Origin of the sequence: Burkholderia sp. Ed8, assembly GCF_040761425.1 — a bacterium.
GTDB lineage: Bacteria > Pseudomonadota > Gammaproteobacteria > Burkholderiales > Burkholderiaceae > Burkholderia > Burkholderia seminalis.
The window spans coordinates 259,264-274,113 of record NZ_CP142889.1 but is presented as its reverse complement, the minus strand read 5'-3'; the positions used below and the strand labels follow the sequence as shown (position 1 = coordinate 274,113).

General features: G+C 70.1%; 20 protein-coding genes. 7 read left to right on the top strand and 13 right to left on the bottom strand.

Annotated elements, in window-relative coordinates; all coding sequences use genetic code 11:
- Positions 1-21 precede the first annotated feature (21 nt).
- The 5 genes from rpoN to VXM69_RS35485 all read right to left on the bottom strand — a co-directional run bounded on the left by rpoN (position 22) and on the right by VXM69_RS35485 (position 3,050).
- The gene (gene rpoN, locus VXM69_RS35505; RefSeq protein WP_367190686.1) at positions 22-1,455 is read right to left on the bottom strand and encodes an RNA polymerase factor sigma-54; all 1,434 of its coding nucleotides are present in this window, start codon (positions 1,453-1,455) and stop codon (positions 22-24) included.
- 212 nt (positions 1,456-1,667) lie between these two features.
- On the bottom strand, positions 1,668-1,982 hold the full coding sequence (locus tag VXM69_RS35500; protein WP_034189983.1) for a hypothetical protein: 315 nt from the start codon (positions 1,980-1,982) through the stop codon (positions 1,668-1,670).
- A gap of 25 nt (positions 1,983-2,007) precedes the next feature.
- Positions 2,008-2,319 (bottom strand): hypothetical protein, encoded by a 312-nt coding sequence (locus tag VXM69_RS35495; protein WP_124608215.1) that lies wholly within the window; start codon positions 2,317-2,319, stop codon positions 2,008-2,010.
- Positions 2,316-2,564, bottom strand: coding sequence for a hypothetical protein (locus tag VXM69_RS35490; protein WP_082744758.1), 249 nt, complete (start codon positions 2,562-2,564; stop codon positions 2,316-2,318). The genes VXM69_RS35495 and VXM69_RS35490 overlap by 4 nt, the downstream gene beginning before the upstream one ends.
- Positions 2,565-2,744: 180 nt before the next feature.
- Positions 2,745-3,050 carry a hypothetical protein gene (locus VXM69_RS35485; protein WP_367190685.1) on the bottom strand — a complete coding sequence of 102 codons (306 nt, stop codon included), beginning with the start codon at positions 3,048-3,050 and terminating at the stop codon, positions 2,745-2,747.
- Between the two features lie 166 nt (positions 3,051-3,216).
- Here VXM69_RS35485 and VXM69_RS35480 point away from each other — a divergent pair, with 166 nt between their 5' ends.
- From VXM69_RS35480 to VXM69_RS35470, 3 genes are all read left to right on the top strand, one after another.
- Positions 3,217-3,471 carry a hypothetical protein gene (locus tag VXM69_RS35480; protein ID WP_034189981.1) on the top strand — a complete coding sequence of 85 codons (255 nt, stop codon included), beginning with the start codon at positions 3,217-3,219 and terminating at the stop codon, positions 3,469-3,471.
- A 79-nt stretch (positions 3,472-3,550) separates the two neighbouring features.
- Entirely contained in the window at positions 3,551-3,982 is a 432-nt protein-coding gene (locus VXM69_RS35475) for a CBS domain-containing protein (protein WP_034189980.1), read from the top strand.
- A gap of 89 nt (positions 3,983-4,071) precedes the next feature.
- On the top strand, positions 4,072-4,554 hold the full coding sequence (locus VXM69_RS35470) for a PRC-barrel domain-containing protein (RefSeq protein WP_034189979.1): 483 nt from the start codon (positions 4,072-4,074) through the stop codon (positions 4,552-4,554).
- 212 nt (positions 4,555-4,766) lie between these two features.
- Here VXM69_RS35470 and VXM69_RS35465 read toward each other — a convergent pair whose 3' ends face one another.
- Positions 4,767-5,255, bottom strand: coding sequence for a response regulator (locus VXM69_RS35465; protein WP_175028784.1), 489 nt, complete (start codon positions 5,253-5,255; stop codon positions 4,767-4,769).
- A gap of 233 nt (positions 5,256-5,488) precedes the next feature.
- On the opposite strand from VXM69_RS35465, the gene VXM69_RS35460 reads away from it, so the two are divergent.
- Positions 5,489-6,154, top strand: a complete 666-nt coding sequence (locus VXM69_RS35460) for a UdgX family uracil-DNA binding protein (protein WP_367190684.1) — start codon at positions 5,489-5,491, stop codon at positions 6,152-6,154.
- Complete coding sequence (locus tag VXM69_RS35455) at positions 6,151-7,461, top strand: NRAMP family divalent metal transporter (RefSeq protein ID WP_367190683.1); 1,311 nt, start codon at positions 6,151-6,153, stop codon at positions 7,459-7,461. Before VXM69_RS35460 ends, VXM69_RS35455 begins: the two co-directional genes overlap by 4 nt.
- 67 nt (positions 7,462-7,528) lie before the next feature.
- Here the strand turns inward: VXM69_RS35455 and VXM69_RS35450 are convergent, their stop codons facing one another.
- The 7 genes from VXM69_RS35450 to VXM69_RS35420 all read right to left on the bottom strand — a co-directional run bounded on the left by VXM69_RS35450 (position 7,529) and on the right by VXM69_RS35420 (position 12,239).
- A complete protein-coding gene (locus tag VXM69_RS35450) occupies positions 7,529-8,137 on the bottom strand; it encodes a DUF892 family protein (protein WP_034189977.1) in 609 nt (202 codons plus the stop codon).
- Positions 8,138-8,195: 58 nt separating this feature from the next.
- Positions 8,196-8,801 carry a DUF4142 domain-containing protein gene (locus tag VXM69_RS35445; RefSeq protein ID WP_124669544.1) on the bottom strand — a complete coding sequence of 202 codons (606 nt, stop codon included), beginning with the start codon at positions 8,799-8,801 and terminating at the stop codon, positions 8,196-8,198.
- Between the two features lie 41 nt (positions 8,802-8,842).
- Complete coding sequence (locus VXM69_RS35440; protein ID WP_226253167.1) at positions 8,843-9,700, bottom strand: SDR family oxidoreductase; 858 nt, start codon at positions 9,698-9,700, stop codon at positions 8,843-8,845.
- A gap of 127 nt (positions 9,701-9,827) precedes the next feature.
- Positions 9,828-10,394, bottom strand: a complete 567-nt coding sequence (locus VXM69_RS35435) for a hypothetical protein (RefSeq protein WP_367190682.1) — start codon at positions 10,392-10,394, stop codon at positions 9,828-9,830.
- 66 nt (positions 10,395-10,460) lie between these two features.
- Complete coding sequence (locus VXM69_RS35430) at positions 10,461-10,760, bottom strand: DUF2795 domain-containing protein (protein WP_049035074.1); 300 nt, start codon at positions 10,758-10,760, stop codon at positions 10,461-10,463.
- A 27-nt stretch (positions 10,761-10,787) separates the two neighbouring features.
- Entirely contained in the window at positions 10,788-11,816 is a 1,029-nt protein-coding gene (locus tag VXM69_RS35425; RefSeq protein WP_367190681.1) for an SDR family oxidoreductase, read from the bottom strand.
- A 27-nt stretch (positions 11,817-11,843) separates the two neighbouring features.
- Entirely contained in the window at positions 11,844-12,239 is a 396-nt protein-coding gene (locus VXM69_RS35420) for a BON domain-containing protein (protein ID WP_367190680.1), read from the bottom strand.
- A gap of 243 nt (positions 12,240-12,482) precedes the next feature.
- Here VXM69_RS35420 and VXM69_RS35415 point away from each other — a divergent pair, with 243 nt between their 5' ends.
- Both VXM69_RS35415 and VXM69_RS35410 read left to right on the top strand, forming a co-directional pair.
- A complete protein-coding gene (locus VXM69_RS35415; RefSeq protein ID WP_301742479.1) occupies positions 12,483-13,802 on the top strand; it encodes a glycosyltransferase family 1 protein in 1,320 nt (439 codons plus the stop codon).
- Positions 13,802-14,848: a UDP-glucuronic acid decarboxylase family protein gene (locus tag VXM69_RS35410; RefSeq protein ID WP_367190679.1), complete on the top strand. Its 1,047-nt coding sequence runs from the start codon at positions 13,802-13,804 to the stop codon at positions 14,846-14,848. The genes VXM69_RS35415 and VXM69_RS35410 overlap by 1 nt, the downstream gene beginning before the upstream one ends.
- Positions 14,849-14,850: the final 2 nt, after the last annotated feature.

The following is a 14,850-nucleotide window of genomic DNA, read 5'->3' as shown; positions in this document are numbered from 1 at the left end:
GTGGATTCGTCAGGCAAGCCGTCACGCGGCATCGCGACGCCGCAGGTCGGCCGGCGGAATCTTCATCGCCTGGCGATACTTCGTCACCGTGCGACGCGCAAGAAGGATGCCGCGCCCCGCGAGGTACGCCGCGAGCGCGACGTCGGACAGCGGATCGGTACGCCGCTCGGCCGCGATCATGTCGCGGATCAGCACCTTCGCCGCCGATGCCGAACACACGCCGCGGCCGGCCGCCTCGAGCTTGCGCGGGAAGAAATGCTTGAATTCGAACGTGCCGTGCGGCGTGGCCATGTACTTGTTGCCCGTCGCCCGCGACACGGTCGATTCGTGCAGATCGAGTTCCTCGGCGATGTCGCGCAGCACGAGCGGCTTCATCGCGATCTCGCCGTAGCGGAAGAAATCGCGCTGCCGCGCGACGATGCATTCGCCGACGCGCTGGATCGTGTCGAAGCGCTTCTGCACGTTGCGGATCAGCCAGCGCGCTTCCTGCAGCTGCTGGCCGAGCGGCGAATCGCGCTCGCCGCTCGACTGCGCGAACAGCGTCGCGTAGCGCTCGTGCAGGCGCGCGCGCGGCAGCACGGCCGGGTTGATCGTCACGATCCACTCGTCGCGCACCTGGCGCACGATCACGTCGGGCACCACGTAGTCGCCGCGCGTGCTGCCGTAGTGATTGCCAGGGCGCGGGTCGAGCCCGCGCACCAGTGCGCATGCGGCGTGCAGCGTCTCCTGATTGCAGCCCAGGCGCCGCTGGATTTCGGCCGTCTCGCGGCGGGCGAGCCGCTCGAGATGCTCGCGCGCGATCGCTTTTGCTTCCGCCAGGGCCGGCGTGCCGGCCGGAATCGCATCGAGCTGCAGCACGAGGCATTCGGACAGCGAACGCGCGGCAATCCCCGGGCGGTCGAGCATCTGCACGAGCCGCAACGCGACCATGAGATCCTGTTCGGACAACAGCAGCGCGGGATCGGCCGCGGCCAGCAGCTCGGCCAGCTCCTGGCGCAGGTAACCGTCGTCGTCGAGCGCGTCGATCACCATGCGCGCGGCTTCACGGTCGCGCCTGTTCAACGGATAGAGCCGCAGCGCGTCGTGCAGTTGCTGATGCAGCGACGGTTCGGCGGCGATCCATTCGCCGGGCGACAGGCCGCCCCCGTCGTCGCCCCGACGATTGGTGCCGCGCGGCGCGGGCGCGGCCGTAAAGGGCACCTCGCCGTCCGGCGGGCGCCCTTCGTCGGGTTCGGGCGCCGGATCGGGCGCGGCCGTTTCGGCCGGCTGCGCCGCCGGATCGGCGGCAGGTTCGTCGTCGCCCTGTCCGTCTTCGAGAAACGGATTCATGTCGAGCGCCTGCCGCAGTTCCTGTTGAAATTCGAGCGAGGACAACTGCAGCAGCCGCAGCGACTGCTGAAGCCTCGGCGTAAGTGCGAGATGCTGTCGCATCTGCAGCGCAAGCGAGACGGGCATCGAAAGCCTCCTGACGGTTCGGTTCGTGTTCAATCGTGTCCAGGATTCATGCAGCTTTCGTGCCAATCCGGCAAAGCGCGTTGCGCCGCGGCTCTCGCGGGTTCCTACCCCGAGTCGCCGCCGCTCGGGGCCGCTTTTTTACAAGCCGGCGGCAAGTTTGGGGCACGCATTTCGCTCATGCCGCCCCCTGCCTCACGTCATGCGTCGCCGGTTCAGTACTGCATCGGCGGCGGCGTGCCCGGCAACGGCTGGTCGCCCTGCGCGCCGTTCGGCCCCGGCGGCGGCACGTCGGCCGGTTCACCGCCGGCCGCGCCTTGCGGCATCATGTTGCCCGGCGACGGACGCGTGTCGTAGCGCGTATTCGCATCGGGCATCGTCGTGGTCGACTGCGCGCCGCGGCCGTCCGGCGGCGCGGGCGGCGCCGCATGGGCGCCGTACGGACCGTTCGTCGGCTGCGTGCAGGCGCCCAGCGCGCACACGGCGGCGAACGCACAGGCGCCCGCGCGGATCGTCTGGATCGTGTTCATCGAAATCCTCCCTCGGATCGGCGGCTCAAAGCCGGTTGAAATGGAAATCGCCCGCATAGGCGGTCGGTGCGCGGCGCGCCATCATCGCGTCGAATTCGGCCGCGACCCGCATGAGCGTGCCGCGCTGCCGCTCGATGCCGGCCCGTTCGAGCGCCGCGAATGCGCGCGCGTCGAACGTCACGGTCAACGATGCCGGATGGCCGTCGACCCGGAAGCCGATATGCAACGCGCCCGCCGGCTGTTCCTCGACATGGAACGGCAGCGCGCGCGCCTCGAAATGGCGGCCGAGCGTCTCGGCGATCTCGCGCAGCATGCCGGGTTTCACGCGGAGGCTCATCGCGGTGCCTCCCGATGGGTTCGTCGCACCCTGCTCACCGCCCAAGCACGCACCGGCGGCTCGCGCGACGGCGGGTCGCGTTCCGGCGGCGCGGTCCCGGGCGGGTCGCCCGCGGGCTGACGGTGCGGTTCCGGCATGTCGGGCGGCAGGTCGTCCGGATCGGGCGGTTCGGGGTCGGGCTCGATGTCGGGAATCGGCGGCTCGGGTCGCTGCAGCCACTGCACGGGATCGTGTTTCATCGGCATTCCATCGTTGCGGGTTCGGACCGTACTGCGGATAGCGGCCGCATTCGGGTACAGCGGTCGCGCAATGCGCATGCCGTCGCGCGCGTCGCCCGCGGACCGGCATGAACGCGCATGCGAGCGGCTCCCCCGACACGCCGTGCCTTCGCTACACCGTCCACTGCAAAACTTGCAAGCGCCACGCTACGCGTCATACGCGGCCATCACGAGCCACAGCTCGCGGCCGTCGTCCGTCACGCGTGCCGCGAGCGCATACGGGTCCGACGGCTCGCACGCGCGCTGCAGCGCGAAACGCGCGGGCTCGGTCGCGCCGAACGTCTCGTCGCCGAGCGGCCGCACGTCGACCTTGCCTTCGAACATCCGGCGCTCGGGCCGGTAGATCAGCGGTTCATGCTTCCATTCGTTGAAATGGTGCTTCACCGAATCGAATCCGCCGCCGCATACGTTGACCTCGTAGCGCACGCCAGGTCGTCGTTTCGGAATCGTCATCGTGCCTCCCGCTGGACACGCGCACGGCAGGCACCGGTTGCGCCGCGCATCGTCGTCGTGTCGTGTTCGTCGTCGCCGTTCACGCGGCAAGTCGCGTGCCTCGCGCGCGCCGGGAACGTCCGTTGCGGGAAGACCCGCGTCATCGTCACCGATACGGAGCCTCGCGATGAAGGATTCGACCCGGTCCGGCCACGACGCGCCGGCCCACGAGCGGCACGACGACCCGTCGCCGCCGCTGAAACACCAGGACCGCACGCACACTCGCCACTCGGAACGCCATATCGACAAACAGCTCGAGGACACCTTTCCGGCGAGCGACCCGCCGGCGACCGGCGGCGTCACGCGTATCGAACCCGACACGCCGCCCGGCACGCACGACGACGCGCCGCGGCAGGACAAGCGCGAACGCGGCGACACATGAGCGGCCGCGCGCGCCGTGCGGCACGCGGCTTGCTGGTTCGGATGACCAACACACCGTACCCACCCGCAAGGAGGACTTCATGCATCGCGTCAACGAAATCATGTCGCAGGACGTCGTGCGCATCGCGCCGACCGATTCGATCCGTCATGCCGCGCAACTGATGGAGCGCTACGACATCGGCGCGCTGCCCGTATGCGACAACAACCGGCTGATCGGGATGGTGACGGACCGCGATCTGGCGGTGCGCGCGATCTCGGCCGGCAAGCCGCCGGAGACGCGGATCCACGAGGTCGCGTCCGGCCCGATCGAATGGTGCTTCGACGACGATTCGCTGGAGGAGATCCAGCACTACATGGCCGACGCGCAACTGCGCCGCCTGCCCGTCGTCGATCACGACAAGCGGCTGGTCGGCATGCTGTCGCTCGCGGACATCGCGACGCGCTCCGCGAGCCCCGAGCGCGACGACGTCGCGAACACGCTCGAAAGCGTGTCGCAACCGAAGCAGACGTGACGGCGCGATCCTCGCCCGTCCCGACAACCCGCGCGACCCGCAGGGCCCGCCCCGGGCACGGTCGCGCCCCACGCAGCCTGGAGGAAACCATGCAGACTTCCGATCAAGGTCAGACCCGCATCATCGGCAAGGGCGCCGCGACCGCGGCCGGCCCCGGCCCCGACGTGATGGCGGCCGATACGCTGGAAGGCAACAAGGTCTATACGACCGACGGCGACGACGTCGGCAAGATCAAGGACATCATGCTCGACGTACGCTCGGGCCGGATCGCCTACGCGGTGCTGTCGAGCGGAGGCATCCTCGGCATCGGCGACAAGCTGCACGCGATTCCGTGGAGCGCGCTCACGCTCGACACCGAGCGCAAGTGCTTCCTGCTGTCGGTATCGTCCGAGCGGATCCGCAACGCGCCGGGGTTCGACAAGGACCACTGGCCGGCGATGGCCGACCCGCAATGGGCCGAGCCGCTGCACGAGTTCTACGGCAGCGCGCCGTACTGGAGCGCCGGCGACGAACTCGGGCTGACCGACCCGACCGAGGAACTGGACGATCCGCGCACGCGCGGCCGTCACTGATCGCAACGATGCGGCGCCGGTTCGCCGGCGTATCCGCTTGCGACACGCCCCGCCCCGCGCGGGGCGTTTTCGTGCGGGCCGCGGCCGCGCCGGACGCACGCGTGAACGCGCGGCAGCCTCGGCCGACGTCCTCGACCCACGTGATGCCGAACCCGTCGAGCGTCGCCTGGCGCCCTGTCCGGCTGCATGCGGCAGGCGATCCGACCGCCTTTTTACAAGCGCCGTGTAACGTCCTCGTCGGGGCTCGCAGCGCCACCGCCAGCGCCGCTCGCCGATTCCAGATAGCCCAGCAACCGGTGCGGCGTCAGCGGTTTCGCGCAATGCGCGTCGAAACCCGCGGCCTTCGCCTCCTCGCAATCGCGTCGCGACGCGAACCCGCTGCACGCGACGAGCAGCATGTCGGCCGTGCGCGGATCGGCGCGCAGCCGCGTCGCGAGCTGCAGCCCGTCGAGGCCCGGCATCGCGATGTCGAGCAGCACCGCGAACGGTTGCCAGTCGCGTGCGACGTCGCACACGGCGAACGGATCGTCGGCGATGCGGCATTCGAAGCCGCGCGCCTCGAGCAGCAGGCGCAACGCGTCGGCCGCGTCGCGATAGTCGTCGACGACCAGCACGCGGCGCGGGCGGCGCGGCACGCTGTCGGGCGCGCGCCACAGCAGCACGTCGGCGGCGGCCGGATCGTCGCCGGGATCGGGTTGCATCGCGTTTCTCCTGTCGTTGGACCGGACGGCCACGCAAGCCGCGCACCCGTCACGACCGCACGCGGCATGCCGGTTGCTGCGTCGTTCGCATCGTCGACACGGGAGTCCTTGATGCGAGCGATGCGGCTTTCTCCGTCCGGTCTGCACCCCGCTGCGCGGGCGACAGGCCGAGCGCCAGCCCGTTCCCCTCGATGGCGGCGCGATCCGGCGTCGACCCGCGCGGGGCGCGCCGCATGACCCGCCAGCCGCCGGGCCGCTCAACACCGTCGTCCGCCGAAGACGACGCGCCGCCGACGCTCGACGCGTGCCGCCGCTGCACGCTGTGGGAACACGCGACGCAGCCGGTACCCGGCGCGGGACCGCGCGACGCGTCGATCATGCTGGTCGGCGAGCAGCCGGGCGACCAGGAAGACCGCGCGGGCCTGCCGTTCGTCGGCGCGGCCGGCCGCCTGCTCGACCGCGCGCTCGGCGAAGCCGGGATCGAACGCACGCACGTGTACCTGACCAACGCGGTCAAGCACTTCAAATGGGAACCGCGCGGCAAGCGGCGGCTGCACAAGACGCCCGCGCAGCGAGAGGTGGCCGCGTGCCGCTACTGGCTCGAACGCGAACTCGATGCGGTGCGCCCCCGGGTGGTCGTCGCGCTCGGCGCCACGGCGCTGCGCGCGGTGCTGCAGGACCACGACGCGACGCTCGAGCGCACGCGCGCGCCGGTGCGTACCGCCGGCGGGCAACTCGTCGTCGCGACCTATCATCCGTCGTACGTGCTGCGCACGCGCGGCGCCGATTCGCGCGAGCACGCGTACCGGACGCTCGTCGACGCGCTGCGCACCGCATCGGACCTCGCGCGCGACACACGCCGCGGCGGCACGCGCGGCGCACACGGCAACGCCGGATGAGTGCGCCGGACCCGGGCGCAGGGCCGGCGGCCGTGACCTCGCCCGCCGCCGCCACGGCGAAACCCTGGTACCAGCGGCTCGGCCCAGGACTGCTCGCGGGCGCATCCGATGCCGATCCGAGCAACGTCGCGGTCTACGCGCAGGCCGGCAGCCAGTTCGGTTTCAACATGCTTTGGATGATCGTCGTCACGCTGCCGATGATGGTCGCCGTGCAGCTCGCGGCGGCCTTCGTCGGACGCCGCAACCGCGAAGGCCTCGTCGCCGGCATTCGCACGCACTTCTCCGACCGTCTCGCGAAGGCGCTGATCGTGATGGTCGCGGTGGTCAACGTCGTGAACGTCGGCGCCGATCTCGCGGCGATGGGCGACGCGACGGCGCTCGTCGCCGGCGGCCGCGGCTACTGGTATGCGCCGCTCTACGGAATCGCGTCGCTCGCGCTGCAGGTGATGCTGTCGTACGAACGCTATGCGCGCTGGCTGAAATGGATGACGCTCGGGCTGATCGCGTACGTGCTCGAACTCGGCTTTGTCCATGTCGACTGGCACGACGTGCTGCATGCGCTCGTGCTGCCGCAGATCGCGTTCACGCACGCGTATGCGACGACCGCGGTCGCCGTGCTCGGCACGACGCTGAGCCCGTACCTGTTCGTGTGGCAGGCCGCGCTCGAAGTCGAGGAAACCGCGGCCGAACAGCGCGACGAGGGGACCGGCACGCAGACCGATACGCAGGCCGGCACCGAGCGGCGCGTCACGCTCGACACGTGGACGGGCATGATCGTCACCAATGCGGTGTCGTTCTGCATCATGGTGATCGGTGCGGCCGTGTTCTTCGCGCACGGCCGGCACGATATCGGCACCACCGCGCAAGCGGCCGAGGCGCTGCGGCCGATCGCCGGCGAAGCCGCGTTCGTCGTGTTCGCGTTCGGCATCGTCGGCTGCGGGCTGCTCGCGATTCCGGCGTTCGCCGGTAGCGCCGCGTACGGCTGCGCGGAAGCCTGGCGGTTTCGCGAAGGGCTGAACGAACCCGTGCGGCGCGCGCCCGCGTTCTACGCGGTACTGGTGCTATGTGTGATCGTCGGCATCGCGATCTGCGTCGGCCCGATCGATCCGATCCGGGCGCTGTACTGGAGCGCCGTGCTCAACGGCGTCGCGGCGGTGCCGATGCTCGTGCTCGTGATGCTGCTCGCAAGGCAGCGCGACGCTGCCGGGCAGCCCGGGAGCGGTCCGGCAGCGCAAGCGTTCGGCTGGCTCGCGGTCGCGTTGATGGCCGCGGCCGTGGCCGCGATGATCGTCGACCTGCTCACCTGAGCGTCACGAGACGGTTGCGTCGGCAACCGGGCAGCCGCGCGAACGGCTGCCCGCTCCGCATCGCGCGTCACATCATCTTGCCGCGCGAGCGTTCGGCGCGCGCCGCCTCGGCCGCCGATTCGACTTTCTTCACTTCCTCCGGCGGCGGCAGCACGGCCTTGAAGCCCATCGACTCGATCCACATCTCGCGCGCCCAGCCGCGCGTGTGATACAGGTGGTGATCCTCGTCGGCCTCGACCTCGTCGTGCGCGTCCTTCAGCGTCTTCGCCGCATCGCCCGACAACTGGTCGGCCGCGTAGCCGATCAGCTCCCAGTTCAGGTGGTCCTTGGTTTCGGCGAGCACCACGCATTCCGCCGCGACGACCTGCGCGACGGCCGGATCGGCGTGCTTCTGCGCCTGCTCGATCACGTGGACCAGCGACTGGCCGGTGGCCGCGACCGCGCTGCGTCCGGGCGACTGCGCGTCGAGGTCCATGCCGAACGTCTCGAACACCTTGCGCAGCACCTCCTGGTGATGCAGCGTCTCGCGATGGTACTTCTCCCACTCCTTGTGCAGATCGTCGTCGGTCGCGCACTGCAGCGCGGCCTCGTAGATCTTCGCGCCGCCAAGCTCGGTTTCGTAGGCCTGACAGAGCAATTCGCGGATGCCTTCGTGTTTCGGTTGCCGATGGGCCATGACTCTCTCTCCGGAAAAAACGGGCCGCGCATGCGGCCCGGGGTTGAACGGGCACGCGTTATCGCGCGCCCACCTTGCGTTCGAGCGCCTGCGCCATGCTCAGGTGATGCCGGAGCGTCGGCAGCGTGGCGCTCGCGAATTCGCGCAACTGCGGATCCCTGCCGTCGCGCGCCTCGCTTTCGAACAAGGCGACCGCCTTGCGGTGCGCGTCGGGGCCGACCGCCGCGACATACGCGACGTCGAAGTCTCGGCCGTTCTTGCCGCGCAGCGCCTCGACGTCGGGGTCCGAAATCTGTTCGACCTGCGGCTTCATGCCCTTGCGCGCGGCAAGCTCGGTGAGCCTTGCATTCGCCTTGCCGTGATCGCTCACCATCCGCTTCGCGAATGCGCGCACGTCCGGCGACTGCGCCTGCTTCAGCGCGAGCTGGCTCGCCTGCACCTCGGCCTTGCCGGCGAGCGCGGCCTTGTCGATGAATTCCGCGTCGCCGCCTTGCGGCGCCTTCGCGATCCGCGCATCGCCCGCGCCCGACGACGGATTGATCACGCCGCCCGGCACGTGCGAATTCGATGCGGGCGGCTCGCTCGGCGCCTGCGCGCGGGCGAGCCCCGACACCGCGAGCGCGCCTGCGGCGAGCATCGCGATCGTCCAGTCCGGATGTCTCATCTGCTTTCTCCTAGTGCTTGCGTGGAAGCCGCCGGCGGCCGTCAGCCACCGACGATCGAGCCGCCGTTCGGGTGCAGCGTCTGCCCCGTCATGTAGCTCGCGCCGTCCGACGCGAGCAGTACGTAGCAGTCGATCAGTTCGTCCGGCTGCCCCGGCCGCTTGAGCGGCACGTTCGAGCCGAACTTCGCGACCTGGTCGGCGGTGAAGGTTGACGGGATCAGCGGCGTCCAGATCGGCCCCGGCGCAACTGCGTTGACGCGGATGTCGCGTTCGGCCAGCTCGATCGCCAGCGAACGCGTGAACGCGACGATCGCGCCCTTGGTCGCCGAGTAGTCGGGCAGCCTCGGGCTGCCGTGATAGGCCGTCACCGACGCCGTGTTGACGATCCGCCCGCCATGCTGCATATGCGGCAGCGCGGCCTGCGTGCAGAAGAACATGCCGTACACGTTCGTGCGGAACGTGCGTTCGAGCTGTTCCTCGGTCACGTCCTCGATGCCCGGTTGTGGATGCTGCTCGCCCGCGTTGTTGACGAGCACGTCGAGCCGGCCGAGCCGCTCGACCGTGCGCGCCACCGCGTCGCGTGCCTGCCGACGCTCGCCGACGTCGCACGCGATCGCCTCGCAACGCCGGCCGGCCTGCTCGACCAACCGCTTCGTGTGCGCCGCATCGTCGGACTCCTTCAGATAAACGATCGCGACATCCGCGCCTTCCTTCGCGAAACCAACCGCGACCGCGCGGCCGATCCCGCTGTCGCCGCCCGTCACGAGCGCGACCTTGCCGGCCAGCTTGCCGCTGCCGATGTAATCGGCCGCGTCGTCGCGCGGCTGCGGATGCATGTCGCGCTCGGTGCCGGGTTGATGGCGCTGCTGCTGGGGCGGCGGAGTCTGTGCGGTAGTCATGGGTTCCTCCTTGAACGGGTGCCGTTCCTGCTGCGCAAGCGGCATGCCGCGCACGACCCGCGGGCGCGCGGCACTGCTGCCGCGTTTTCCCGGTCGGCGTTGCAAGCGCATGCAGGAAAGCGCGTACTCAGCGCGGGCCGCCCGACGCGGGTTCGTCCGGCCGGCGCACCGGGTCGAAATCGCGCCACTCGCCGTCCTGCCAGTCGCCTTCGACGCGCTCGATCGAGCGCGCGCCAGTCGCGCACAGCACGTCTTCGGCCGTGCTCGCCGTGTCGGGCGTCACGCGCGCGGCGAGAATCACGCCCGTTTCGCTCCGCGCGAGCGTGCCCTTGCCTTCGGCCGGCTCGCCGCGCATCCGGCCGAGCGCACCGCCGAACGCGCCGAGATACGCGCCGGCCAGCGCGCCGGCCGCGGGCACGAACCAGTAGCGCACGCCGACCGCATAGACGACCAGCCCCGCGACGGCGCCGATCAGCAACCCGCGCATCGCACCGATCATCGCGCCGCGGCCGCCCGGCTTCGCCGCCGTATCGGCATACACGTCGCCGCCGATCGGAAAGCGCGCATGCTGGCCGCCCGGATTCAGAAAGAAGATCGATACGTCGTCCGGGCCGAACGCGCGCTCGTAAAGGTGGCGCGCCCCACCTTCCGCTTCATCGAACGTCGTGAAGCGGCCTGCGACGATCATCGCCATGCTCGTCCTCCTCGTGACGGGTCAGGCGCCGCGCGCGGCAACCCGCGCGGCGCGACGCGGCGGCACTTACATCAGCCGCCCGAGTTCCTTCGATACCGATGCCGGCGTCGCGTACTCGCGATCGGGAATCCGGCGCAGCATGTCGAGCACACCGGCGTCCGCGTGCGAACGTTCCGCGCACTGGACGACTTCCGCCTTGCTCGCGGGATAGTCCATGCCCTTCAGCGCCTTCTGCACGTCGACCGGGCTCGGCGCCTTGCCGTGCCCAGTCTGGTGGCCGCCCTTGTCGTGGTCCTGCTGCACGCGCTCGCCTTCGTGCGCGCGCGAATGGCTGTATTCGTGGCCCGTGTGTTGTCGGGATGTCATGTCGAACTCCTTCGCAAATGAATGAAATCACGCGGATGTCCGGCGCGAACGCGCCAGCGCGGCGAACACGAGCGCCGCCGCGCCCAGCGCGACCGCGCCGGCCACCTTCGGCCGCTGCACCACCGCGTTGTACGCGCAGCCGCGCAGCACCGGGCCGTCCATCCCTTCGCGCTCGTGCAGCGCATGGCGCGACTCGTACAGCGCGTTGTCGTCGCGTGGCCGTGCCGGCCGCACCGTGCGCTGGCCGCGCGAGAACAGCGTGGCCGCCACGCGATCGAACAGGCGCGGCGCGTGATACGCGCTCGCCGACGTGAATTTCGCGGCACCGCCGACGAACAGCGTGCGGCGCGGGTGCGCGGCCGCGAACAGGATCGCGTCGGCGACGAGATCGGGGTCGTAGATCGGCGGCGGCAGCTTCGCCTCGACGTTCATGTAGTTCTTCGCGTGCATCACGAACATCGTGTCGATCGCGGCCGGCTTGATCAGCGTGATCGACACCGGCAGACGGTCCGACTCCATCTCGAGCCGCAGCGAATCGGTGAAGCCCTTCACCGCATGCTTCGATGCGACGTACGCGCTCTGCAGCGGCACCGGCGCGTCGGACGCCTCGCTGCCCATGTTGATGATCGCGCCGCCATGGAAATCGCTTTTGCGCCGGAAATGATCGGCCGCGACGAGCGAGCCGTGCACGACGCCCCAGTAGTTGGTGTCGAACAGCCGCCGCTGGTCCTCGAGCGGCACCGCGGCCGCTGTGCCGAAGATCGACACGCCCGCGTTGTTGACCCACGTGTCGAAGCCGCCGTAAGTGTCGGCCGCTTTCGCGGCCGCGCGCTGCAGATCCTCGACGTTGCCGACGTCGCCGGCGACCGGCACCGCCAGGCCGCCGTGCTGGCGGATTTCCTCGCACAGCGTGTTCAGCGCGTCCTCGTTGCGCGCGAACAGCACGAGCTTCGCGCCGCGCCGTGCCGCCTTGCGCGCGGTGACGAGGCCGATGCCGCTCGTCGCGCCGGTGATCACGATCGTCTGTTCGCCGACCGGTTTGAGCATGCAGTTCATCACTGGACTCCCTGGACGCGGCGCCCGTTACTTGGGCCGGATGGTCAATTGATCGCGCACGCCCTGCACGCCGTCGACCTGCTTCACGACGCTCACGGCCTGCGTGCGCTGCTGCTCGTCCGGCACGCTGCCGGTGAGCGTCACCGTGCCGTGCCGCGTCTTCACGTGGATGTCGCCGGCCGACAGGCCGCTCGTGCCGACGAGTTCGGCTTTCGCCTTGGTCGTGATCGTCGCGTCGCGAATCTTCGTGCCCGTGCTCGAATGCGATGACGACGAGGCGGCGGCGGCGTCGCCTGCCGCGCTCGCGTTCGGCGCGATCACCGCGCACGCCGCGGCGGCGGCGATCGCGACCGCCATGCCGGCGCGCAACGCGTGCCGACGGCGGTTGCGGGGAGAGCGGGCTTGCAGCGGGAATGACTTCATCGTGACCTCCTTTCGTCAGGCCGGCCTGGCCGGCGGGTGCGTATCCCCCGCGCAAGTCGTGTGCCGTGCCGGCAGCGGCGCAAGTACGCGGGAAACCGCGATCGGACGCCCTTTCATCCAACGCGTTGTAATTTTTTCGGCACGCCGGGAAGCGGTTTCCCCGGCAATGTACCGGGCATGCCGCTTGCCGAACGAGCGACAACGGCGGCCCATTTGCGCGGCCCCGATACGGGGAGCAATGCCATGCAAAGAATCGCGTTGATCAGTGAACATGCGTCGCCGCTGGGGGTGATCGGCGGTGTCGACGCCGGCGGCCAGAACATCTATGTCGCGAACGTCGCGAAGCAACTGGCCGAGCGCGGGCTCGACGTCGACGTCTACACGCGTTGCGACAATCCGCACCTGCCGGACGTCGTGCCGATCGGCACGCGCATGCGCGTGATCCACGTGCGGGCCGGACCGCCGGCGGACGTGCCCAAGGAGAAGCTGTTGCCGTACATGGTCGCGTTCGCGGACGCGATGATCGCGCGCATGCGGCGCGAACCCCACCCGGTCGACGTGATGCACGCGAACTTCTTTATGTCGGGCGACGTCGCGCTGCGCGTGAAGCGGCAGCTCGGCATTCCGTTCGTCACCACGTTCCACGCGCTCGGCCGCGTGCGGCGCCTGCACCAGGGCGCGGCCGACGGGTTCCCGGACGCGCGTTTCGCGATCGAGGACACGCTCGCGCGGCGCTCGGATCGCCTGATCGCCGAATGCCCGCAGGACGCGCTCGACCTGATCACGCACTATCGCGCTGACAAGACCCGCATCGAGATCGTGCCGTGCGGTTTCGATCTTCAGGAATTCCGGCCGGTGCCGCGCGTCGACGCGCGCGCGCGGCTCGGCTGGCGGCAGGACGCGTTCGTCGTGCTGCAGCTCGGCCGCCTCGTGCCGCGCAAGGGTATCGACACGGTGATCGACGCGCTCGCGCGCATGCCGCGCGATCCGCGGCGGCCGACGCACCTCTACGTCGTCGGCGGCAGCCAGGCGACGCCCGACCCCGCGCGCGATCCGGAACTCGCGCGGCTCGCCGCGTTCGCGCACGAACTGGGGATCGCCAACCGCGTGACCTTCGTCGGCCGGCGCGAGCGCGACGCGCTGCACCTGTACTACAGCGCCGCCGACGTGTTCGTGACGACGCCGTGGTACGAGCCGTTCGGCATCACCCCGGTCGAGGCGATGGCCTGCGCGACGCCGGTGATCGGCAGCGACGTGGGCGGCATCCGCACGACGGTCGACGACGGCACGACCGGCTACCTGGTGCCGCCGCGCGACCCGGCCGCGCTAGCCGCGCGCCTCGTGCAGTTGCGTGCGCAACCGGATCTGTGCGAGGCCCTCGGGCGCGCCGCCTACCTGCGCGCGCACCGGCACTACACGTGGCAAGGCGTGGCCGACCGGCTCGTCGACATCTACCGCGACGTCGCGCACCCGCAGCGCGCCGGCACCTCGGCCGGCACCGGCCGGCGCACGCCCGTGGCCGCCACGCCGGGCTTACTCGCCCACCGCAAGGAGAATACGTAATGAAGGGCTACGATCGAAAACGCGTGCTCGTGACCGGCGGCGCCGGCTTTCTCGGTTCGCATCTGTGCGAACGCCTCGTGACGGCCGGCGACGACGTGCTGTGCGTCGACAACTTCTACACGGGCACCCGCGACAACATCGCGCACCTGCTCGACGCCACCAACTTCGAACTGATGCGGCACGACGTGACGTTTCCGCTCTATGTCGAGGTCGACGAGATCTACAACCTCGCGTGCCCCGCGTCGCCCGTCCACTACCAGCGCGACCCCGTGCAGACGACGAAAACCAGCGTACACGGCGCGATCAACCTGCTCGGCCTCGCGAAGCGCGTGAAGGCGCGCATCCTGCAGGCGTCGACGAGCGAGGTGTACGGCGACCCCGATGTCCATCCGCAGGACGAAGGGTATTGCGGCCGCGTGAACCCGACCGGCGTCCGTGCGTGCTACGACGAAGGCAAGCGCTGCGCGGAAACCCTGTTCATGGACTATCACCGCCAGTACGGCGTCGACGTACGGATCGCGCGGATCTTCAACACTTACGGCCCGCGCATGCATCCGGCCGACGGGCGCGTCGTGTCGAACTTCGTCACGCAGGCGCTCGCCGAAGCGCCGCTGACCGTGTATGGCGACGGCCGGCAGACGCGCTCGTTCTGCTACGTGGACGACATGGTCGATGCGCTGATGCGGCTGATGGCGGAGCCGGGAGATGCGTGCGAGCCGGTCAATCTCGGCAGCGACGTCGAGATCGCGATGATCGACGTCGCGCGCGAGGTCGTGCGGATCGTCGGCACGACGGTGCCGATCGAGTTCCGGCCGCTGCCGTCCGACGATCCGCGCCAGCGGCGGCCGAACCTGGACGCCGCGCATCGGCGGCTCGGCTGGCGTGCGACGACGCCGCTGGCGAACGGGCTCGCGCACACCGCCCGGTATTTCATCCAGCGCCAGGTCACGCACCATGCGCCCGGCGACCTCGTGCGCAGCACGCGGATCGCGTCGCACCTGCTCGCGCAGGTACATACGCAGAACCGGCCGGCTCCCGCGACGTGACG

Excerpts from the sequence above, each read along its gene's own strand:
- rpoN (WP_367190686.1), bottom strand. The coding sequence starts at position 1,455 with ATGCCCGTCTCGCTTGCGCTGCAGATGCGACAGCATCTCGCACTTACG.
- VXM69_RS35480 (WP_034189981.1), top strand. The coding sequence starts at position 3,217 with ATGAAGGATTCGACCCGGTCCGGCCACGACGCGCCGGCCCACGAGCGG.
- VXM69_RS35495 (WP_124608215.1), bottom strand. The coding sequence starts at position 2,319 with ATGAGCCTCCGCGTGAAACCCGGCATGCTGCGCGAGATCGCCGAGACG.
- VXM69_RS35415 (WP_301742479.1), top strand. The coding sequence starts at position 12,483 with ATGCAAAGAATCGCGTTGATCAGTGAACATGCGTCGCCGCTGGGGGTG.
- VXM69_RS35425 (WP_367190681.1), bottom strand. The coding sequence starts at position 11,816 with ATGAACTGCATGCTCAAACCGGTCGGCGAACAGACGATCGTGATCACC.
- VXM69_RS35410 (WP_367190679.1), top strand. The coding sequence starts at position 13,802 with ATGAAGGGCTACGATCGAAAACGCGTGCTCGTGACCGGCGGCGCCGGC.
- VXM69_RS35500 (WP_034189983.1), bottom strand. The coding sequence starts at position 1,982 with ATGAACACGATCCAGACGATCCGCGCGGGCGCCTGTGCGTTCGCCGCC.
- VXM69_RS35465 (WP_175028784.1), bottom strand. The coding sequence starts at position 5,255 with ATGCAACCCGATCCCGGCGACGATCCGGCCGCCGCCGACGTGCTGCTG.
- VXM69_RS35460 (WP_367190684.1), top strand. The coding sequence starts at position 5,489 with ATGACCCGCCAGCCGCCGGGCCGCTCAACACCGTCGTCCGCCGAAGAC.
- VXM69_RS35470 (WP_034189979.1), top strand. The coding sequence starts at position 4,072 with ATGCAGACTTCCGATCAAGGTCAGACCCGCATCATCGGCAAGGGCGCC.
- VXM69_RS35435 (WP_367190682.1), bottom strand. The coding sequence starts at position 10,394 with ATGGCGATGATCGTCGCAGGCCGCTTCACGACGTTCGATGAAGCGGAA.
- VXM69_RS35485 (WP_367190685.1), bottom strand. The coding sequence starts at position 3,050 with ATGACGATTCCGAAACGACGACCTGGCGTGCGCTACGAGGTCAACGTA.
- VXM69_RS35475 (WP_034189980.1), top strand. The coding sequence starts at position 3,551 with ATGCATCGCGTCAACGAAATCATGTCGCAGGACGTCGTGCGCATCGCG.
- VXM69_RS35445 (WP_124669544.1), bottom strand. The coding sequence starts at position 8,801 with ATGAGACATCCGGACTGGACGATCGCGATGCTCGCCGCAGGCGCGCTC.
- VXM69_RS35420 (WP_367190680.1), bottom strand. The coding sequence starts at position 12,239 with ATGAAGTCATTCCCGCTGCAAGCCCGCTCTCCCCGCAACCGCCGTCGG.
- VXM69_RS35455 (WP_367190683.1), top strand. The coding sequence starts at position 6,151 with ATGAGTGCGCCGGACCCGGGCGCAGGGCCGGCGGCCGTGACCTCGCCC.
- VXM69_RS35440 (WP_226253167.1), bottom strand. The coding sequence starts at position 9,700 with ATGACTACCGCACAGACTCCGCCGCCCCAGCAGCAGCGCCATCAACCC.
- VXM69_RS35490 (WP_082744758.1), bottom strand. The coding sequence starts at position 2,564 with ATGCCGATGAAACACGATCCCGTGCAGTGGCTGCAGCGACCCGAGCCG.
- VXM69_RS35430 (WP_049035074.1), bottom strand. The coding sequence starts at position 10,760 with ATGACATCCCGACAACACACGGGCCACGAATACAGCCATTCGCGCGCG.
- VXM69_RS35450 (WP_034189977.1), bottom strand. The coding sequence starts at position 8,137 with ATGGCCCATCGGCAACCGAAACACGAAGGCATCCGCGAATTGCTCTGT.